The following is a 16,600-nucleotide window of genomic DNA, read 5'->3' on the forward strand; positions in this document are numbered from 1 at the left end:
TCGCCTCCTTTGGGGTCTACAGCGCCAGATCGACGTCGCCGACGGGGACCGACACGCAGATCTGCACGTCTTCCTCGTCGACGCCCGACACCGCGCCGGTGATGAGGTTCTTGACCGCGCCGCGGGTCTTGCGGCGGGTACAGCTGTGACAGATGCCCATTCGGCATCCGCTTTCGGGGGTCAAACCGGCGGCCTCGGCCTGTTCGAGCAACGGACGTCCGTCGTCGGTCACGGTCAGCCCGCTGTCGGCGAAACTGACCTCCCCACCGGAGCTTTCGGCCTGCGCCGCGAAAACCGGCGGAACGAAGCTCTCCGAGCGCGCGTCGGGGCACAGCGCGCGGACGGCCTCGGCGAGCCCTGGCGGCCCGCACACGAAGACCGCGTCGGGATCGGGCATCGCGGCGGCCAGGTGCTCGGCGCCGAACCGGCCGTGCAGATCGGAACCCACCGCCGAACGGGTGTAGCCGTACAGCACCGTGACGCCGGGCATCGCATCCAGCTCGGCGCGGTAGCAGACGTCCTCGGCGGTGCGCGCGTAATGCACGAACGCGACGTCGCCCGCGAAGCCCTCGGCCCGCAGCGTGCGCAGCATCGACATCACCGGGGTGATGCCGCTGCCGCCGGAGACGAACAGGATGCGGCGCGGACGCCGGGCGGGCAGCGTGAAGTCGCCGCCGACGCCGTCGAGCCCGACCACCATGCCCGGGCGCGCATGCTCGTTGAGGTAGGTCGACACCAGGCCGCCGTCGTGGCGGCCGATCGTGAGCTCGAGGTACGGCGCCCCGGCCGCGTTCGCCGGCGAGTACGGGCGGCTTCGTCGACGGCCGTCGATCTCGACCGTCAGGTTGACGTGCTGGCCGGCGCGAAATCCGGTGAACGCCTGATTCGGCTCCAGGGTGAGCGTGACGCTGCGCGCGGTCTGTCGCCGCACCGCGACCACCTTCGCCCGGGCCTCCCGACGCGTCCAGGTCGGGGCGACGAGCTCGGTGTATCGGTCGACGCCGTGCGGCCCGGTCAGCAGGTCCGCCAGCGATGACCGCAGCACCCGGTCCCGCAGCCCCCGCGTCAAAGATTGAGTGAACATATGTATACCGTGCGTGCCGCTGCACGCATCGGTCAAGAGATCGGCCCAGCTTGTGGTACGTTTCACAGAGTGAACAGTCGTACGCCTAGTTCACGAACGAGCCGTTCGGGCAGGTCAACCAAGGCCAAGACGCGTTCTCGGGACACCCTGTCCAGGGAGGAACGCAAGGAGGCCACCCGGCGGGCGATCGTCGCCGCCGCGCTTCGGCTGCTGGAAGATCGCAGCTTCGCGGCGCTGAGCCTGCGTGAGGTCACCAGGGAGGCCGGCATCGTGCCCGCCGCGTTCTACCGGCACTTCGAGTCGATGGAGGCGCTGGGCCTGGTGCTCATCGACGAATCGTTCCGCGCGCTTCGCGACATGCTGCGCGGCGCACGCGCAGGCAAGCTCGACCCGAACCGGGTCATCGAGTCCTCGGTGGACATCCTCATCGACGGCGTGAACGAACGCCGCGAGCACTGGCGCTTCATCGGACGCGAACGCTCCAGCGGGCTCACCGTGTTGCGCTATGCGATCCGCACCGAGATCCGCCTGATCACCTCGGAACTGGCGATCGACCTCGCCCGCTTCCCCGGGCTCAACACGTGGAGCAGCGAGGACCTCAACATCCTCGCAACCCTGTTCGTCAACGCGATGATCTCGATCGCCGAGGCCATCGAGGACGCACACGATCCGCAAGCCCAAGAGGAGATCCGGCGCATCGCGATCAAGCAGCTGCGGATGATCGTGGTCGGCGTCACGGGGTGGCGCAGCGAGGGTTAGCGTGTGGCGCATGCCGCACCTGGAACTGACCCGCCCGCGCCCCGAGATCGCCGTGCTGACGCTGAACCGGCCGGAGAAGCTCAACGCGCTCGACTACGACCTCGTCGAGGACCTGCACAGCGCGCTCGCCGAGCTCGACGCCGACAACGAGTGCCGCGTTGTCGTGCTCACCGGCGCCGGGCGCGGCTTCTGCTCCGGACTCGACCTGACCGATCCGAGCCCCGAGAAGGCGAAAGGCGGCGTCGAGTTCCCCCGATCGGGCATGCGCTGGCAGGAACGCATCGCCGACCTGACCGCCCGGCTGCACCGGCTGCGGCAACCGGTGATCGCCGCGGTCAACGGCGTCGCCTACGGCGGCGGCATGGGCATCGCGCTGGCCTGCGACATCCGGATCGCCGCGCAGTCGGCCCGGTTCTGCACCCAGTTCATCAAGCTCGGTCTCGGTGGCTGCGACATCGGGGTCAGCTACACGCTGCCGCGGATCGTTGGGGCGGGCCCGGCGTTCGACCTGATCCTCACCGCGCGCGCCGTCGACGCCGACGAGGCCCTGCGGCTCGGCATGGTCTCGCGGGTCACCGCCGACGACGAGGTGCTCGACACCGCGCTGTCGATCGCCGAAACGCTGTGCGGGTACGGCAAATTCGGCGTGGAGTCGACCAAGCAGGTGCTGTGGGCCAACCTCGAAGCCACCAGCCTGGAGGCCGCGCTGCATCTGGAGAACCGCAGCCAGATCCTGTCGTCGACCAGTGGCGATATGCGAGCTGCTAGCGCGGAGTTCCGCCGCCGTCGACAATGAACACCTGCCCGGTGATGTAGCTGCCGGCGTCGGAGGCCAACAGCAGTGCGGTGCCGACCATTTCGTCCGGTGAGGCCAGCCGCTTGAGGAAGGTGCTGTTGGCCATCATGTCGACGACCTCCTGCGGGTTGTTGCGCATCATGTCGGTGTCGACGGGCCCCGGCGCGATGGCGTTCACCCGGATCCCCGACGAGGCGAACTCGACGGCCATCGAGCGGGTGAACGACATCAGCGCGGCCTTGTTGGCGGAATAGATCGACGTCATCGCCGAGAAGTTGAACGCGCCGACCGACACCATGTTGACCACCGCGGCGTGCGCGCTGGCTTTGAGATGGGGCAACGCCGACTGCACGAGGAACACCGGGCCGCGCAGGTTGACCTCGTGGGACTTGGCGAACGCCTCGGGCGTCATCTGCCCCAGCGGCTGGGCCAGCGCGTTGGCGGCGTTGTTGACCAGAACGTCGATGCCGCCGAACTCGTCAACGGTGCGCTGCACCATGGCGTCGAGGGCATCCAGGTCGCCGAGGTGGGTCGGCACCCCGATGGCCTGGCCGCCGAGGTCGCGCAGGTGTTGCGCTGCCTGCTCGCAGGCGTCGGGTTTGCGGCTGGCCACCACCACGCGGGCGCCCGCCAGGACGAAGCCCTCGGCCAGCGCCAGCCCGATGCCCCTGGTGCCGCCGGTGACGATCACGGTGCGGTCCGTCATGTCGAACAGACGGTCAAACGAAGTGCGGTCCACGCGGTCATCCAAGCAGACCGCGGTCAGCGGATCGCTAGGCCATGGCCCACGTCGACGTGGCGATCAGATCGCCGCGTTCGAGCGCGTTCGCCCGATGCTCGTGGATCTTGAGGTACTCCTCGTTGGTCACCATGTCGAGAAACGCCGCGGGCGACGGATATTCGACCACCAGGATCGCGTCCCACCACGGCTCGGTACCGTCGCCGATGACCTGCGCGGGGGCGGTGCCTGCGTAGCGGACGGCGCCGCCGACGCGTTGCAGGTGCGGACCGGCCCCCCGCACATACCGCAGGTAGGCGTCCCTGCCGCCGTCGGCGAACCGCAACAGGTTGATCATCACCACCGGCTCGTCGGCAGGCCTGGCCGCCAGCTCCTCAAGCTGGCTCGCCGTCGGCTCCAGCGGCGAGCTCACGTCACGTGCATCCGGTGACGCTCACGCGCCGGCCCACGCTCGCGCACACGCTCACGTTCGGCGGGGGCGGCGGCACATACGCCGGCGGCGGGGGCGGCGGTGGTGGAGGTGGCGGCTCCTCCCCCGGTGGAGGCGGTGGTGGCGGCGGGGGCGGAGGTGGCGGAGGGGGTGGGAGCGCGTCGTTCAGGTAGGACAACGGGTCGGCACAGCCGGTGACGTCGACGAACCTGCCGCCGACGGAGCCACACACCGTCGCGTCGGCGGAGGGCATGATCGGTAGCGTCAGGCCGCCGGCGAACATCGCGGCCGCCGCGCACAGCAACACCTTGCGCACACTTCCTCCTCAACGGTCCACTTCAGTGTGGCTCACAACGGGTCGATTCCGGCGATCGCCACGCCTGAGCGCAGACGCAGGTCCCACCGAAATTGACGCCCATACTGTATTTGCTCAGCACGCGGTCTGTCATGGTTTTCACGTCGACTGCGGCGCTGGCAACTTCGCGGCGCCTCTCGCGGCTCACGATTTTCGCACGGTGGTCGTGGGTGGGCGCCACGGCAGCCGCAGGTTTCAGCACCCGTTGGGAAAGACCAACTTCCGTGTCCGTGCCGATTCCGATGCCCGGCGGGTCCGGCACATCACCGATGTCACCTGCTTGTCTATCCGTTTTGCGAAAAGCTGCACGCCAGAAGCCGGTGGTAATGTCGCCAACTTCCCGGTATGTTTGCTGCGACGTCCGCGGCGGTCGGGGGACCTTCGGGAATGGCGCCGCCACGTCGGTCTTCGCCGGATCCCAACGTGGGGAAGTTCATGTCTGCCAACGTGGTGTCGCCGCTTCGTCTGCGATTCGTCCGTCTCGCGGTCGCCTGTTCGGCGCTGCTGACCGTCGTCGCGACGCTCAGCACGCCCGCGCACGCCGCGGAGGCCTGGCAACGCAAGCGGCCCCCGTTGGCCACGCCGTGGACACATCTGGTCGGGCCCAACAACGCGCTGCCCGAATACCCACGCCCGCAGCTGGTTCGGCAACGCTGGCTGAACCTCAACGGTTTGTGGGGGTACACGGGCCGCTCCGGCGAGGACGCACTGGCGCCCCTGCCGTCGGCCGACGAGTACGACGAGAAGATCCTGGTGCCCTACCCCACCGAGTCGGCGCTGTCGGGCATCGAACGCCACGACGACCAGATGTGGTACCGCAGGACCTTCGAGGTGCCCGGCACCTGGCGCGGTCAGCGAGTGCTGCTGCACTTCGGCGCCGTCGACCAGATCGCCACCGTCTGGGTCAACGACCAGGAGGTCGCCCACCATGAAGGCGGCTACACCTCGTTCAGCGCCGACATCACCGACGCGCTGCGCTGGTCGGGCACCCAGGAACTGACGGTGCGTGTCGAAGACCGCAACGAGGCCAACGCGGTTCCGGTGGGCAAGCAGCGCAACCGGCCCGGCGGGCTGTTCTACACCGGCGCCTCGGGAATCTGGCAGACGGTGTGGATGGAGCCGGTGCGCGCCGCGCACATCGAGAAGCTCGACATCACCCCGGACCTCACCGGTTTCACCGTCACGCCCCGGGTTTCGGAAGCCGCCGCCGACGGGGTCGCCGAAGTCGTGGTGTACGAGGCCGACGGCGCGGAGGTGGCGCGGGTGTCCGGCGACGCGGGCCAGAGCCTGCGGGTCCGGGTGCCGCAGCCGCGGTTGTGGAACCCGGACGATCCGTACCTGTATGACCTGAAGGTGCGGCTCGTGGCCCGGTCCGGGAAGGTGTCCGACAGCGTCGGCAGCTACGCCGGGTTGCGCACCGTCGGCACCGTGCCCGACGCGCGGGGCCGGCCGCGAATCGCGTTGAACGACAAGATCACCTTTCTGCACGGGCCGCTCGACCAGGGCTACTGGCCCGACGGGATCTACACCGCACCCACCGACGACGCGCTGCGGTTCGACCTGGAACGCACCAAGGCGCTGGGCATGAACTTCGTCCGCAAGCACGCCAAGGTGGAGCCGGCGCGGTGGTACTACTGGGCCGACAAGCTCGGGCTGATGGTGTGGCAGGACATGCCGTCGCTGGACGTCTCGCTCGATCCGCCGACCGGCCCGGCCCCCGAACCCAGCCCGCAGGCCAAGGCCAACTTCGAGCGAGAGCTTGCCGAGATGGTGGACCAGCTGCGCAGCGTCACCTCGATCATCGGCTGGGTGCCCTTCAATGAGGGCTGGGGCGAGTTCGACACGGCGCGAATCGCCGACCGGGTGAAGGCGCAAGACCCGACCCGCATGGTGAACGCCAACAGCGGGGTGAACTGTTGTAAGTCCAGGCCCGACAGCCGCGCCGGCGACGTCTACGACGACCACACCTACGTCGGTCCCGGCAGGCCCGTGGTGCACGAGCAGGCCAGAAAGCTCGACCACCCCCCAGGCCCGCCCGAACACCGCGTCGTGGTCAACGGTGAGTACGGCGGCCTCGGGCTGGCGCTGGCCAGGAACCGGTGGCCGGGCCGGCCGGAGGCCTACGAGATGACCGACAGCCAGGCGCGGTTGACCGAGCGCTACGTCGAGGTGAGCCGCGATCTCGAGGAGATCGTGCGCAAGGGCGGGCTGTCGGGCGCGATCTACACCCAGACCACCGACGTCGAGAACGAGGTGAACGGATTCCTCAGCTACGACCGCTGGCTGGTCAAGATGGTGTTGCGCACCGTCGCGGAACGCAACCGCGCCGTCATCGCCGCGGGCGCGAACCCGGGAGAGCCGCCCGAGGAGCGTCGCTGACGTCGTGCAACATGCGCGCGCTGACGAACTCGCGCCGACGCCCGCTGAGCGGATCGGTGAACTCCAGGCGGTGGGCGAGCAACTGCAGCGGGTTGGTGAAGTCCTCGGGCGCGACCTCGATCACCTCCGGGTACAACGGGTCCCCGATGATCGGCAGACCCAGCGCCGCCATGTGCACGCGCAGCTGGTGAGTCCGCCCGGTCGACGGCGTCAGGCGGTACAACCCGTCGCCGCAACGCTCGATCAGCGTCTCGGCGTTCGGTTCGCCGGGCTCCTCCACCGCCTGTAAGTGGCCGCGGCGCTTGACGATCCGGCTGCGCACCCCCGTGGGCAGCGCCACGCCCTGGTCGACGGCGGAACGGGCTAGATACGTCTTGCGCACCGCCGCGGCCGCGAACAGCGACTGATACGCACCGCGCAGCTCGCGTCGCGTCGTGAACATCAGCACGCCCGCGGTGAGCCGGTCCAGCCGGTGCGCCGGCGACAGCTCGGGCAGGTCGAGTTCGCGACGCAGCCGCACCAGCGCCGTCTGCGTGACGTGGCGCCCGCGCGGGGTCGTCGCCAGGAAGTGCGGTTTGTCGACCACGACGAGGTCGTCGTCGCGGTGCAGAACCGGCATGTCGAACGGCACGGGCACCTCGTCACGCAGCTCGCGGTAGAGGTAGACGTGCGCGCCCGCGGGCAACACCGTGGTGTCGGTGACCACGACGCCGTCGGCGTCGACCACCTCGCCCGCACGCACCTTGGCGCCCGCGGCCGCGCCGAACCGCGCTTGAAGCTCGGCCAGCACCGGCCCGCCGAACAGCCGCACCCGCGCGGGCCCGAGGCCGTCGCGCACCGGAAGCGGTGCCGGCCGCCTCAACTCAACGGAACCGGTTCGAGGATCTCGGCGCGCGCCTCGGGCGCGGCGGCCCGCAGCGCGTCGGCGGACTCGTCGTCGGGCTGCTGCTGGGAGCGCACCTCGGCGTCGACGCGCGCGCAGTAGGTGGCCACCTCGCGGTCCACGTCCTCGGCGGTCCAACCCAGCACCGGGGCAACGACTTCGGCGACCTCACGGGCGCAGTCCACCCCGCGGTGCGGATATTCGATGGAGATCCGCATCCGGCGCGCCAGGATGTCTTCGAGGTGCAGCGCGCCTTCGGCCGCGGCGGCGTAGTACGCCTCCACCTTGAGATAGACCGGCGCCTCGGTGATCGGATCCAGAAGCTCCGGTCGCCTTTCGGCCATCTGCAACACCTCACCGATCATGGAGCCGTACCGGTCCAGCAGATGACGGACCCGGTAGGGGTGCAGACCGTAGTGCGCGCCGACGCTTTCGGTCTGGTTGATCAGCGCGAAGTAGCCGTCGGCGCCCAACAGCGGGACCTTCTCGGTGATCGACGGCGCCACCCGGGCGGGAATGAACTCCGCGGCCGCGTCGATCGCGTCCTTGGCCATCACCCGGTAGGTGGTGTACTTGCCGCCCGCGATCGCCACCAGACCGGGCGCGGGCACCGCGACGGCGTGCTCCCGCGACAGCTTCGACGTCTCTTCGCTCTCCCCGGCCAGCAGCGGACGCAGGCCCGCGTACACGCCGTCGATGTCGTCGTGGGTCAACGGCGTCGCCAGCACCTTGTTCACCTCGCCGAGGATGTAGTCGATGTCGGCTTTGGTCGCGGCGGGGTGCGCCAAGTCGAGGTTCCAGTCGGTGTCGGTGGTGCCGATGATCCAGTGTGTGCCCCACGGGATCACGAACAGCACCGACTTCTCGGTGCGCAGGATGATGGCCACCTCGCTGACGATCCGGTCGCGCGGCACCACCACGTGCACACCCTTGGACGCCCGCACCCGAAACCGGCCCCGCTGCTTGGACAGCGCCTGGATCTCGTCGGTCCACACCCCGGTGGCGTTGACCACCACGTGCCCGCGCACCTCGGTGCTCGCGCCGTCCTCCGAGTCGCGCACCTGCACGCCGATCACCCGGTCGCCCTCCCGCAGCAACGCCACCACCTGCGTCGACGACCGCACCACGGCGCCGTAGTGGGCGGCCGTGCGCACCACGGTCAGGGTGTGGCGGGCGTCGTCGACGACGGTGTCGTAGTAGCGGATTCCGCCGATCAGCGAGCTGCGCTTGAGCCCCGGCGACAGCCGCAGCGCGCCGGCGCGGGTCAAATGCTTTTGCGGCGGCACCGATTTCGCACCGCCCAGCTGGTCGTAGAGGAAGATGCCCGCCGCCACGTAGGGCCGTTCCCACCACCGCTTGGTCAGCGGGAACAGAAACGGCAGCGGCTTGACCAGATGCGGGGCCAGCGTGGTCAGCGACAGCTCGCGCTCGTAGAGCGCCTCGCGCACCAAGCCGAACTCGAGCTGCTCGAGATAGCGCAACCCGCCGTGGAACATCTTCGACGACCGGCTCGACGTGCCCGACGCGAAGTCACGCGCCTCGACGAGCGCGACTTTCAGCCCCCGCGTCGCCGCGTCCAGCGCCGCCCCGGCGCCGACCACTCCCCCGCCGATCACCACGACGTCGAACTGCTCGCTGCCGAGCCGTTCCCACGCCGTCGCCCGCTGCTCGGGCCCCAGAAGCGTCTGTCCGTTGGCGGGGATCGGGTCACTCACCGTTCCCAGGTTACGTGGGATCAATCCAGATCGTCGTGCGCCATGAGCTGTCGGCCGGCCTCGGTGATCGACCCCGACAGCGAGGGATACACCGAGAACGTGTGCGCGAGATCCGTCACGTTGTTGCCGTTCTGCACGGCCAGCGCGATCGGCAGGATCAGCTCGGAGGCGATCGGGGCCACCACCACGCCGCCGATCACCACCCCGGTGGCCGGCCGGCAGAAGATCTTGACGAACCCGCGGCGCAGGCTCGACATCTTGGCGCGGGGGTTGGTGTTCAACGGCAGCATGATCGTGCGGGCGGGTACCGAACCGTCGTCGATGCGCGACTGCGGCACGCCGACCGCCGCGATCTCGGGGCGGGTGAACACCGCGGCCGCGACCGTGCGCAGGCGGATCGGTTCCAGCGCCTCACCCAGCGCGTGATACATCGCGATGCGGCCCTGCATGGCGGCCACCGAGGCCAGCAGCATCAACCCCGTGCAGTCGCCGGCGGCGTAGATGCCCGGCACGGTGGTGCGCGACACCCGGTCGACCTTGAGGTAGTCGCCGGGGCCGAGCTCGATACCGACGCGCTCCAGGCCCAGCCCGCTGGTGTTGGGCACCGAGCCGACGGTCATCAGCGCATGGCTGCCCTCGACGGTGTGGCCGTCGGTCATCGTCACCTGCACGCCGGTCCCGGTGCGGGTCACCGACTCGGCGCGGGCGTTCTTGACCAGCGTCACGCCGCGCGACGCGAACACCTCCTCGAGCACGCCGGCGGCGTCGGAGTCCTCGTGCGGCAGGATCTGGTCGCGGCTGGCCACCACGGTGACCTTCACCCCGAGCTCGGTGTAGGCGTTGACGAACTCGGCGCCGGTCACGCCGGAGCCGACCACGACGAGGTGCTCGGGCAGCTTGTCGAGGTCGTAGAGCTGGCGCCAGTTCAGGATGCGTTCGCCGTCGGGCTGGACGCCGGGCAGGATCCGGGGGCTGCCCCCGGTGGCGATCAGCACGACGTCGGCGGTGAGGGTGCTGACCGTGCCGTCGTGGGCCGTCACCTTGACGGTGTGCGCGGCCATGCCCGGGCGGTCGTCGACCAGCTCGCCGGCGCCCGCGATCACCTGAACGCCCTGTTTGCGCAGCCGCGCCTCGATGTCGGCGGACTGCGCCGCGGCCAGCGCCTTGACCCGCTTGTTGATCTGCGGCAGCGAGATCTTGGCGTCGTCGAACTCCAGGTCGTAGCCGAGGTCGGGGGCCCGGCGCAGCTCGGTGCGCACACCGGTGGAGGCGATGAACGTTTTGGACGGCACGCAGTCCCACAGCACGCAGGCGCCGCCGATGCCGTCGCGGTCGACGACGGTGACCTCGGCGTGCGGGGCGGCAACCAGCGCCGCTTCATAACCTGCGGGGCCGCCGCCGATGATGACGATGCGGGTTGCCACGCCCCCAACCTAACGAAGCGGGAGGTCGATCACCCAGCCGACGCACGAACGCTTAGTCTTTCTGCGTGCCGCTCTATGCCGCTTACGGATCCAACATGCATCCGGAGCAGATGTTGCAGCGCGCGCCCCATTCTCCGATGGCAGGAACGGGGTGGCTGCATGGGTGGAGGCTGACGTTCGCCGGCGAGGACATCGGTTGGGAGGGTGCGCTGGCCACCCTGGTGGAGGATCCGTCGTCCAAGGTGTTCGTGGTGCTCTACGATATGACCAAGGACGACGAGGCCAACCTGGACCGCTGGGAGGGCTCGGAGCTGGGGTTCCACAAGAAGATCCGATGTCGGGTGGAGCGCACGTCGTCGGACACCACTACCGACCCGGTGTTGGCCTGGCTCTACGTCGTGGACGCCTGGGAGGGCGGCCTGCCCTCGGCGCGGTATCTGGGTGTCATGGCCGATGCGGCCGAGATCGCGGGCGCGCCACCGGAGTACGTGCATGATCTGCGGACCCGGCCGGCTCGCAACATCGGTCCGGGAGCGCTGGGGTCCTAGCCGACGCCGCGCGGCGCCGCTGGAACATCCGCTTCTCGATCACGCGCTCGGCTTCGCGGCGCACGTCACGGCGGATGGTCTGCCACAGCTCGCGGCCATCGACCCCGGGATCGCGGGCGGCGGCCGCGGCCCAGCGCAGCACCCGCGCCGGCGAGAACACCTGCTGCGGCGACCTCACCCGGTTGAAGACGTCGGCGAGCTCGGTGAACCCGTTCGGCCGGGCGGCGAACCACCGGTAGGCGGCGAACTCGATCGGCGATATCGCGTCGTCACGGCCGAGCTGGTTGGCCCACTGATACATCGGCAGGCACTGCGCGTCACGGTCGAGCTCCCACGCCACGAGGGCGCTGTCGAGTCGGTCCGGGTCCTCGAGATGGGGTGCGACAGCCTCGCCGAGCAGCCGCCCGAACCGCCACGCGTCGCGCATGCCCTGCGCGGTGACCGGGTCCTTGAAGTGGCCGGAGTCGCCGGCCAACGCCCAGCCCGGGCCCTGCGAGTGCCGGAAGTAGGAGGGGTGCGAGTACGACATCCGGATCTTGCTGACCCGGCGGCAGCCGCGCAGCCGCTTCGCGTAGGGCGGGATGCGCGCGATCGTGGCGTCGAACGTGGCGATGGGGTCGGCGCGATAGTCGTCGGCGCGGCGCACCGGCGGCATCTGCAGCGCCACCAACTGCTCACCGTCACACGGGAACACGGTGACCAGATCGTCGTGCTGACGCCACTGCATGGCCACGTCGCGGCGATCGGCGTGCACGTCCTCGTAGTACGCGTAGGCCATCATCCGCTGGTTGGGCCAGAGGTGGTGGGCGCGGGCGCCGACGAGGCGCGCGACGGTCGATCTGCGCCCGTCGGCCCCGATCACCAGCTTCGCGCGGATCGTTCCCGTCGAGCCGTCGCGCAGCCGGAACCGCACCCCCGATGCGCGGCCGGTGTCGTCGCTGACCAGGTCGGTGACGCGGACATGCTCACGCACGTCGGCGCCGGCCTCCCGCGCGGTCTCGACCAGCGCGAGGTCCACACCCGGCCGTCGCACACACCCGCCCGCGGCCAGGCCCTCGTACACGCTGGACGGCCCGACCACCTCGACGCCGGGCGCCCCGAGCCCCGCCCGGACGTGCAGCGGCGCGCCGAGTTTCATCACGCGGTCGCGGGCGCCGAGCCGCTCGAGCTCAGCCCAGTGGTGGGTGAACAGCAGGTGCGTGGACAGCGTGTCGGAGGGAAAGGACGCGCTGTCGAGGACGACCACGCTGCGGCCCCGGCGGGCGAGCGCGATCGCGGCCGCCGAGCCAGCGCAGCGACCGCCGACGATGACGACATCAGTGTGTTCGGACATGTCGCCAGAATGCCAGCTCAGCCCATACTTTGTAAGAGTTTTCATTTTATGAATTCGATTACAATTCAGGCCTGTGGCCTATCCTTGGCTGGTGTCCGCCGAGCCGCTCGAACCCGCGCCGACCATGGCCGCGGCCCGTGCCGGCCGGCGCCGCGCGCGCACCCGGGCGGCCATCCTGGAAGCCGCCGAGGTGGTGTTCAGCCGCGAGGGGTACGACGGCGCGCGCATCGAGGAGATCGCCGAGTTGGCCGACGTGTCGGTCGGCTCCATCTACAGCCATTTCGACGGCAAACGCGGCATGTACCTCCAGCTCGTCGACCGTGCGCTCGGGCTGTTCACCGAGTACATGGAGCGCAGCGAAGATCCCGGGCTGAGCCCGCTGCAGCGGGTGCTGGCAGGCGGCGACGCGTATCTGCGGTTTCACCTCGACCATCCCGGCGCGTTCCACTTCCTGGCGTACCGCAGCCCGGGCGCTCAGCCGCTGTCCGGAGACGACGAGACCGAGGCCCGCATCCGCGACCGGGTGGGGCTGCTGCTCCGACGGTTCGCCGCGCAGATCGACAATGCGGTCGCGGCCGGCGAGGCCCGGCCCGTGGACTCGCTGCGGCTGACCCACTACCTGTGGGGCGCGTGGAACGGCGTGATCGCGTTGCGCCAGCAGCCCGACGGGCTGCGGATCTCCGACGAGGAGATCGCCCGGACGCTCGAGCTCGCGCGCTGGCTGCTGCGCGAAGGGCTCGCCGCGCCCGCGCTGCGCGACGCCAACGGCGAAGTGGGCGACCGGGTTCCGCTGCCCCGGATCAGGCTCGGGTGAGCCCAGCGAAGTTGAGCCTGCGCAACTTCCACAGCGGGTAGCCGCGCTCGATCACCGCGAATCGCACCAGGCCTGCGACAACCAGCGGGTTCCCCGAATCCGCGGCACTGATCGTTCGCCAGCCAATTCGTTCGATGAATTCCGGTGTCGTGGAGGTGAATTGGACCGCGACCATCGGCGCCTCGTACCCCATCGCGAGAGTCGCCGTCGAGTCTCCGTCCGTAACCGTGAAATGCGTCCTCGGCTTGGGAAAGCCGCAGTCGAGCAAAGCAAGGCGGACCATGGATTCCCACGGCGACTGCGCTCCGCCGTCCATCAGGTCCAGCGCGTCGAACACCCGCCACCAGTGCCGTGCCCCGCGATACCGATCGGCCAGGGACTGCACGTCGGCGGCCGTGATGCCCGTCGCCGAGGCAAGCGCATCCAGCCGGAAGACGGCCTCGTCGCGTGAGCGGTGCCGAGCAAGGTCGAAGGCCGTCCGCTCCGCGGTCGTGACGGGCAACCCGGCGAGCTCGATGATCTCATCGGGACGTATTCGGTTGTTTCTGACGACGATTCCCGAAGGAGGGCGGCCGTTTTGCCAGATCAGTTCGACATCGGCGTCGGCCTCGATCCAGCGCGCGCCGTGCAGCGCCGCCGCGGCGAGGCCCGCGACCACCCCGCGGCGGCGTGACCACAGCCAGGCGCCGACAGCGCGCTGCAGCAGTGACGGCGTCGCCTGCGCGGGGACGTACACGTCCGGGTAGATGGCTCGGTAGTTCCACCGCAGCTGCCCACGGGTGAGCACGCCGTCAGCCAATGCTTCACTGCCGATGAAGACGTCGTCCATGCCGTGATGCTGACCTGACCAACTGACACGATTTGAGCGCTAGGGCCGAGATTGCAGTCAGGGCTGTGGATTCTCGACAGCAGCCCTGACTGCAATCTCGCCCGTAGCACCCATTTCGAAGGTCCACCAGACCCTAGAACCGGGCCGCCTGCCCCACGAGGTTGACGAGCACCCGCACCCCGACCGCCAGCGCACGCTCGTCGATGTCGAACGTCGGTTGATGCAGGTCCAGCTGCGGCCCGCGGCCCGACCACACGCCCAGCCGCCCCATCGCACCCGGCACCTCCTCCAGATACCAGGAGAAGTCCTCGCCGCCGCCGGACTGGCGGGTGTCGGCGAGCACGTCGGGACCGATCGCCTCGATCGCGTGGGTGAGGATGCGCGTGGAGATCTCCTCGTTCACCACCGGCGGCACCCCCCGCCGGTACTGCAGGCTGTGCTCGAGGCCCAGTGGCGCCAAGAGTGACGAAACCGCTTCACGCACAATCGCTTCCAGCATCTCCCAGGCGTCGCGGCTGGCGGTGCGGATGGTGCCGGCCAGCGTGCCGGTCTGCGGGATCGCGTTGGCGGCCACCCCCGCGTTGACCGCGCCCCACACCATCACCGTGCTGTTGCGGGGATCGATGCGGCGCGACAGCACCCCGGGCACCCCGGTGATCAACGTGCCGATGCCGTAGACGAGGTCGCCGGTCAGATGTGGTCGCGAGGTGTGCCCGCCGGGCGAGTTCAACGTCACCTCGAGCTGATCGGCGGCCGAGGTGATCGGGCCCGCCCGCACCGCGACCTTGCCGACCGGCAGCCGCGGGTCGCAGTGCAACGCGAAGATCCGCGACACCCCGGTCAACGCGCCCGCGGCGATGGCGTCGATCGCGCCGCCGGGCATCAGCTCCTCGGCGGCCTGAAAGATCAGCCGCACCCCCACCGGTAGTTCGGGTACCGACGTCAGCGCCAGCGCGGCGCCAAGCAGCATCGCGGTGTGGGCGTCGTGACCGCAGGCGTGCGCGACGTTGGGCACCACCGACGCGAACGGCTTGCCGGTGCGGTCGGCCATCGGCAGCGCGTCCATGTCGGCCCGCAACGCGATCCTGGCACCGTGTTCGGGGCCGATGTCGCATGTCAGGCCGGTGCCCCCGGGCAGCACCTTCGGGTTCAGACCCGCGTCGGCCAACCGCGATGCGACGAACTGGGTGGTGCCGAACTCTTGGCGGCCCAGCTCGGGGTGGGCGTGAAAATGCCTGCGCCAGCCCACCAGGTCGGCGTGGTGGGCGTCCAGCCAGCGTTCGGTCGCTTCGGTGAGGCTCATGCCGCCCGCCTCGCCTGCAGGTCGAGCACCCGGTCGCGTTCGGCGGGCGTCTCGGCCAGCCGCACCACCGTGCGCGCCAGCATGACCGCGCCTTCGACGACGGCCGTGTCGGCGCTGGGCCCGGCCGCGGCCGCGGCGAACTCGGGCTGGTGCACCGAGGCGCCACCGGCGTCGATGCCGACGATCGGGTGGATGCCGGGCATGACCTGGGTGACGTTGCCCATGTCGGTGCTGCCCAGCGGCGAGGCCGCCTCGACCTCGGGCGGCACCGGGCTGCGCCCGACCCGCACCATCTCGGCGCGAAACGTCTCGGCGAGCCAGCGGTCGGGGGTGAGCTCGAGGTAGGCCGGCTCGGTCTCGGTCACCCGGTAATCGCAGCCGGTGGCCACCGCGCCGGCGAGGAAGCAGTCGGCCATCCGCTGCTCGAGCCCGCGCAGCGAGGCCGAGTCGTCGGCCCGCATCGTGTACTGCATCTCCGCGCGCGCCGGGATGACGTTGGCGGCCTGGCCACCGTCGGTGACGATGCCGTGCACCATCTGGCCGGGCTCCAGCTGTTGGCGCAGCAGCCCGATGGCCACCTGCGCGACGGTGACCGCGTCGACGGCGTTGACGCCGCGATAGGGTGCGACGGCCGCGTGGGCCTCCCTGCCGTCGTAGCGGACCGCCACCTGCGACAGCGCCAGCGAACGGGCGGCGGCGATGTCCTGCGGCCCGGGATGCAGCATCACCGACACCGCGACGTCGTCGAACACCCCCGCGTCGAGCATCAGCACCTTGCCCCCGCCGGCCTCCTCGGCAGGAGTGCCCAGCAGCACCACGGTCAGCCCGAGGTCGTCGGCCACCTCGGCCAGCGCCAGCGCGGTGCCGACGGCCGAGGCGGCGATGATGTTGTGCCCGCAGGCATGTCCGATGCCGGGCAGCGCGTCGTACTCGGCGCACACCGCGACCACCAGCGGCCCGCTGCCGTACTCGGCGCGAAACGCGGTGTCCAGCCCGGCCGGCGCGGCGGTCACCGCGAAGCCGTACTCGGCTGCCAGCGCTTGGGTCTTGGCGCAGCTGTGGTGCTCGGCGAAGGCGAGTTCGGGCTCGGCGTGGATGGAGTGCGACAGCTCGACCAGGTCGCCACGGCGTCGGGTGACGGCGTCTTCGACGCGGCTCGACGCGGTGGCGGTGGGCATCTTCGAAGTATCTCACTGCTCGGTTCGCCGT

General features: G+C 70.0%; 16 protein-coding genes. 5 read left to right on the plus strand and 11 right to left on the minus strand.

Features of this window, described 5'->3' with window-relative positions:
* Window positions 1-16: 16 nt before the first annotated feature.
* The gene (locus G6N28_RS04620) at window positions 17-1,084 is read right to left on the minus strand and encodes a ferredoxin reductase (RefSeq protein WP_163897431.1); all 1,068 of its coding nucleotides are present in this window, start codon (window positions 1,082-1,084) and stop codon (window positions 17-19) included.
* Window positions 1,085-1,153: 69 nt separating this feature from the next.
* On the opposite strand from G6N28_RS04620, the gene G6N28_RS04625 reads away from it, so the two are divergent.
* Both G6N28_RS04625 and G6N28_RS04630 read left to right on the plus strand, forming a co-directional pair.
* Window positions 1,154-1,843: a TetR family transcriptional regulator gene (locus tag G6N28_RS04625; RefSeq protein ID WP_163897433.1), complete on the plus strand. Its 690-nt coding sequence runs from the start codon at window positions 1,154-1,156 to the stop codon at window positions 1,841-1,843.
* 10 nt (window positions 1,844-1,853) lie between these two features.
* Window positions 1,854-2,639 (plus strand): enoyl-CoA hydratase/isomerase family protein, encoded by a 786-nt coding sequence (locus G6N28_RS04630; protein ID WP_163897435.1) that lies wholly within the window; start codon window positions 1,854-1,856, stop codon window positions 2,637-2,639.
* Here G6N28_RS04630 and G6N28_RS04635 read toward each other — a convergent pair.
* From G6N28_RS04635 to G6N28_RS26700, 3 genes are read right to left on the minus strand one after another with little or no spacing between them, the layout of a single operon-like run.
* Window positions 2,608-3,378, minus strand: coding sequence for an SDR family NAD(P)-dependent oxidoreductase (locus G6N28_RS04635; protein WP_163897438.1), 771 nt, complete (start codon window positions 3,376-3,378; stop codon window positions 2,608-2,610). The two genes, G6N28_RS04630 and G6N28_RS04635, sit on opposite strands and share 32 nt — an antisense overlap.
* A 34-nt stretch (window positions 3,379-3,412) precedes the next feature.
* The gene (locus G6N28_RS04640; protein ID WP_235674464.1) at window positions 3,413-3,790 is read right to left on the minus strand and encodes a DUF1330 domain-containing protein; all 378 of its coding nucleotides are present in this window, start codon (window positions 3,788-3,790) and stop codon (window positions 3,413-3,415) included.
* 1 nt (window position 3,791) lies between these two features.
* The gene (locus tag G6N28_RS26700) at window positions 3,792-4,124 is read right to left on the minus strand and encodes an RNA-binding protein (RefSeq protein WP_170307883.1); all 333 of its coding nucleotides are present in this window, start codon (window positions 4,122-4,124) and stop codon (window positions 3,792-3,794) included.
* A gap of 474 nt (window positions 4,125-4,598) precedes the next feature.
* Here G6N28_RS26700 and G6N28_RS04655 point away from each other — a divergent pair, with 474 nt between their 5' ends.
* Window positions 4,599-6,542 (plus strand): glycoside hydrolase family 2 protein, encoded by a 1,944-nt coding sequence (locus G6N28_RS04655; RefSeq protein ID WP_163897448.1) that lies wholly within the window; start codon window positions 4,599-4,601, stop codon window positions 6,540-6,542.
* On the opposite strand, the gene G6N28_RS04660 is transcribed toward G6N28_RS04655, so the two are convergent.
* Genes G6N28_RS04660 through G6N28_RS04670 form a run of 3 tightly spaced genes read right to left on the minus strand, consistent with a single transcriptional unit; the run spans window position 6,493 to window position 10,564 of the window.
* The gene (locus G6N28_RS04660; protein WP_235674465.1) at window positions 6,493-7,404 is read right to left on the minus strand and encodes a pseudouridine synthase; all 912 of its coding nucleotides are present in this window, start codon (window positions 7,402-7,404) and stop codon (window positions 6,493-6,495) included. The genes G6N28_RS04655 and G6N28_RS04660 overlap by 50 nt on opposite strands.
* Complete coding sequence (locus G6N28_RS04665) at window positions 7,401-9,140, minus strand: glycerol-3-phosphate dehydrogenase/oxidase (protein ID WP_163897450.1); 1,740 nt, start codon at window positions 9,138-9,140, stop codon at window positions 7,401-7,403. Before G6N28_RS04665 ends, G6N28_RS04660 begins: the two co-directional genes overlap by 4 nt.
* Before the next feature lie 20 nt (window positions 9,141-9,160).
* Window positions 9,161-10,564 carry an NAD(P)H-quinone dehydrogenase gene (locus tag G6N28_RS04670; RefSeq protein WP_163897452.1) on the minus strand — a complete coding sequence of 468 codons (1,404 nt, stop codon included), beginning with the start codon at window positions 10,562-10,564 and terminating at the stop codon, window positions 9,161-9,163.
* Between the two features lie 65 nt (window positions 10,565-10,629).
* Between G6N28_RS04670 and G6N28_RS04675 the strand changes: the two genes are divergently transcribed.
* On the plus strand, window positions 10,630-11,112 hold the full coding sequence (locus tag G6N28_RS04675; RefSeq protein ID WP_163897454.1) for a gamma-glutamylcyclotransferase family protein: 483 nt from the start codon (window positions 10,630-10,632) through the stop codon (window positions 11,110-11,112).
* Here the strand turns inward: G6N28_RS04675 and G6N28_RS04680 are convergent.
* The gene (locus tag G6N28_RS04680; protein WP_163897456.1) at window positions 11,009-12,445 is read right to left on the minus strand and encodes an NAD(P)/FAD-dependent oxidoreductase; all 1,437 of its coding nucleotides are present in this window, start codon (window positions 12,443-12,445) and stop codon (window positions 11,009-11,011) included. The genes G6N28_RS04675 and G6N28_RS04680 overlap by 104 nt on opposite strands.
* Before the next feature lie 73 nt (window positions 12,446-12,518).
* Here G6N28_RS04680 and G6N28_RS04685 point away from each other — a divergent pair, with 73 nt between their 5' ends.
* The gene (locus tag G6N28_RS04685; RefSeq protein WP_235674466.1) at window positions 12,519-13,259 is read left to right on the plus strand and encodes a TetR/AcrR family transcriptional regulator; all 741 of its coding nucleotides are present in this window, start codon (window positions 12,519-12,521) and stop codon (window positions 13,257-13,259) included.
* On the opposite strand, the gene G6N28_RS04690 is transcribed toward G6N28_RS04685, so the two are convergent.
* The 3 genes from G6N28_RS04690 to G6N28_RS04700 form a co-directional block, all read right to left on the minus strand.
* The gene (locus G6N28_RS04690; protein WP_163897458.1) at window positions 13,246-14,088 is read right to left on the minus strand and encodes a type IV toxin-antitoxin system AbiEi family antitoxin; all 843 of its coding nucleotides are present in this window, start codon (window positions 14,086-14,088) and stop codon (window positions 13,246-13,248) included. The genes G6N28_RS04685 and G6N28_RS04690 overlap by 14 nt on opposite strands.
* A 133-nt stretch (window positions 14,089-14,221) precedes the next feature.
* Complete coding sequence (locus G6N28_RS04695; RefSeq protein ID WP_163897460.1) at window positions 14,222-15,391, minus strand: amidohydrolase; 1,170 nt, start codon at window positions 15,389-15,391, stop codon at window positions 14,222-14,224.
* Complete coding sequence (locus tag G6N28_RS04700) at window positions 15,388-16,569, minus strand: M20 family metallopeptidase (RefSeq protein ID WP_163897462.1); 1,182 nt, start codon at window positions 16,567-16,569, stop codon at window positions 15,388-15,390. The genes G6N28_RS04695 and G6N28_RS04700 overlap by 4 nt, the downstream gene beginning before the upstream one ends.
* Window positions 16,570-16,600: the final 31 nt, after the last annotated feature.

Source organism: Mycolicibacterium pulveris, from assembly GCF_010725725.1.
Taxonomy (GTDB): Bacteria; Actinomycetota; Actinomycetes; order Mycobacteriales; family Mycobacteriaceae; genus Mycobacterium; species Mycobacterium pulveris.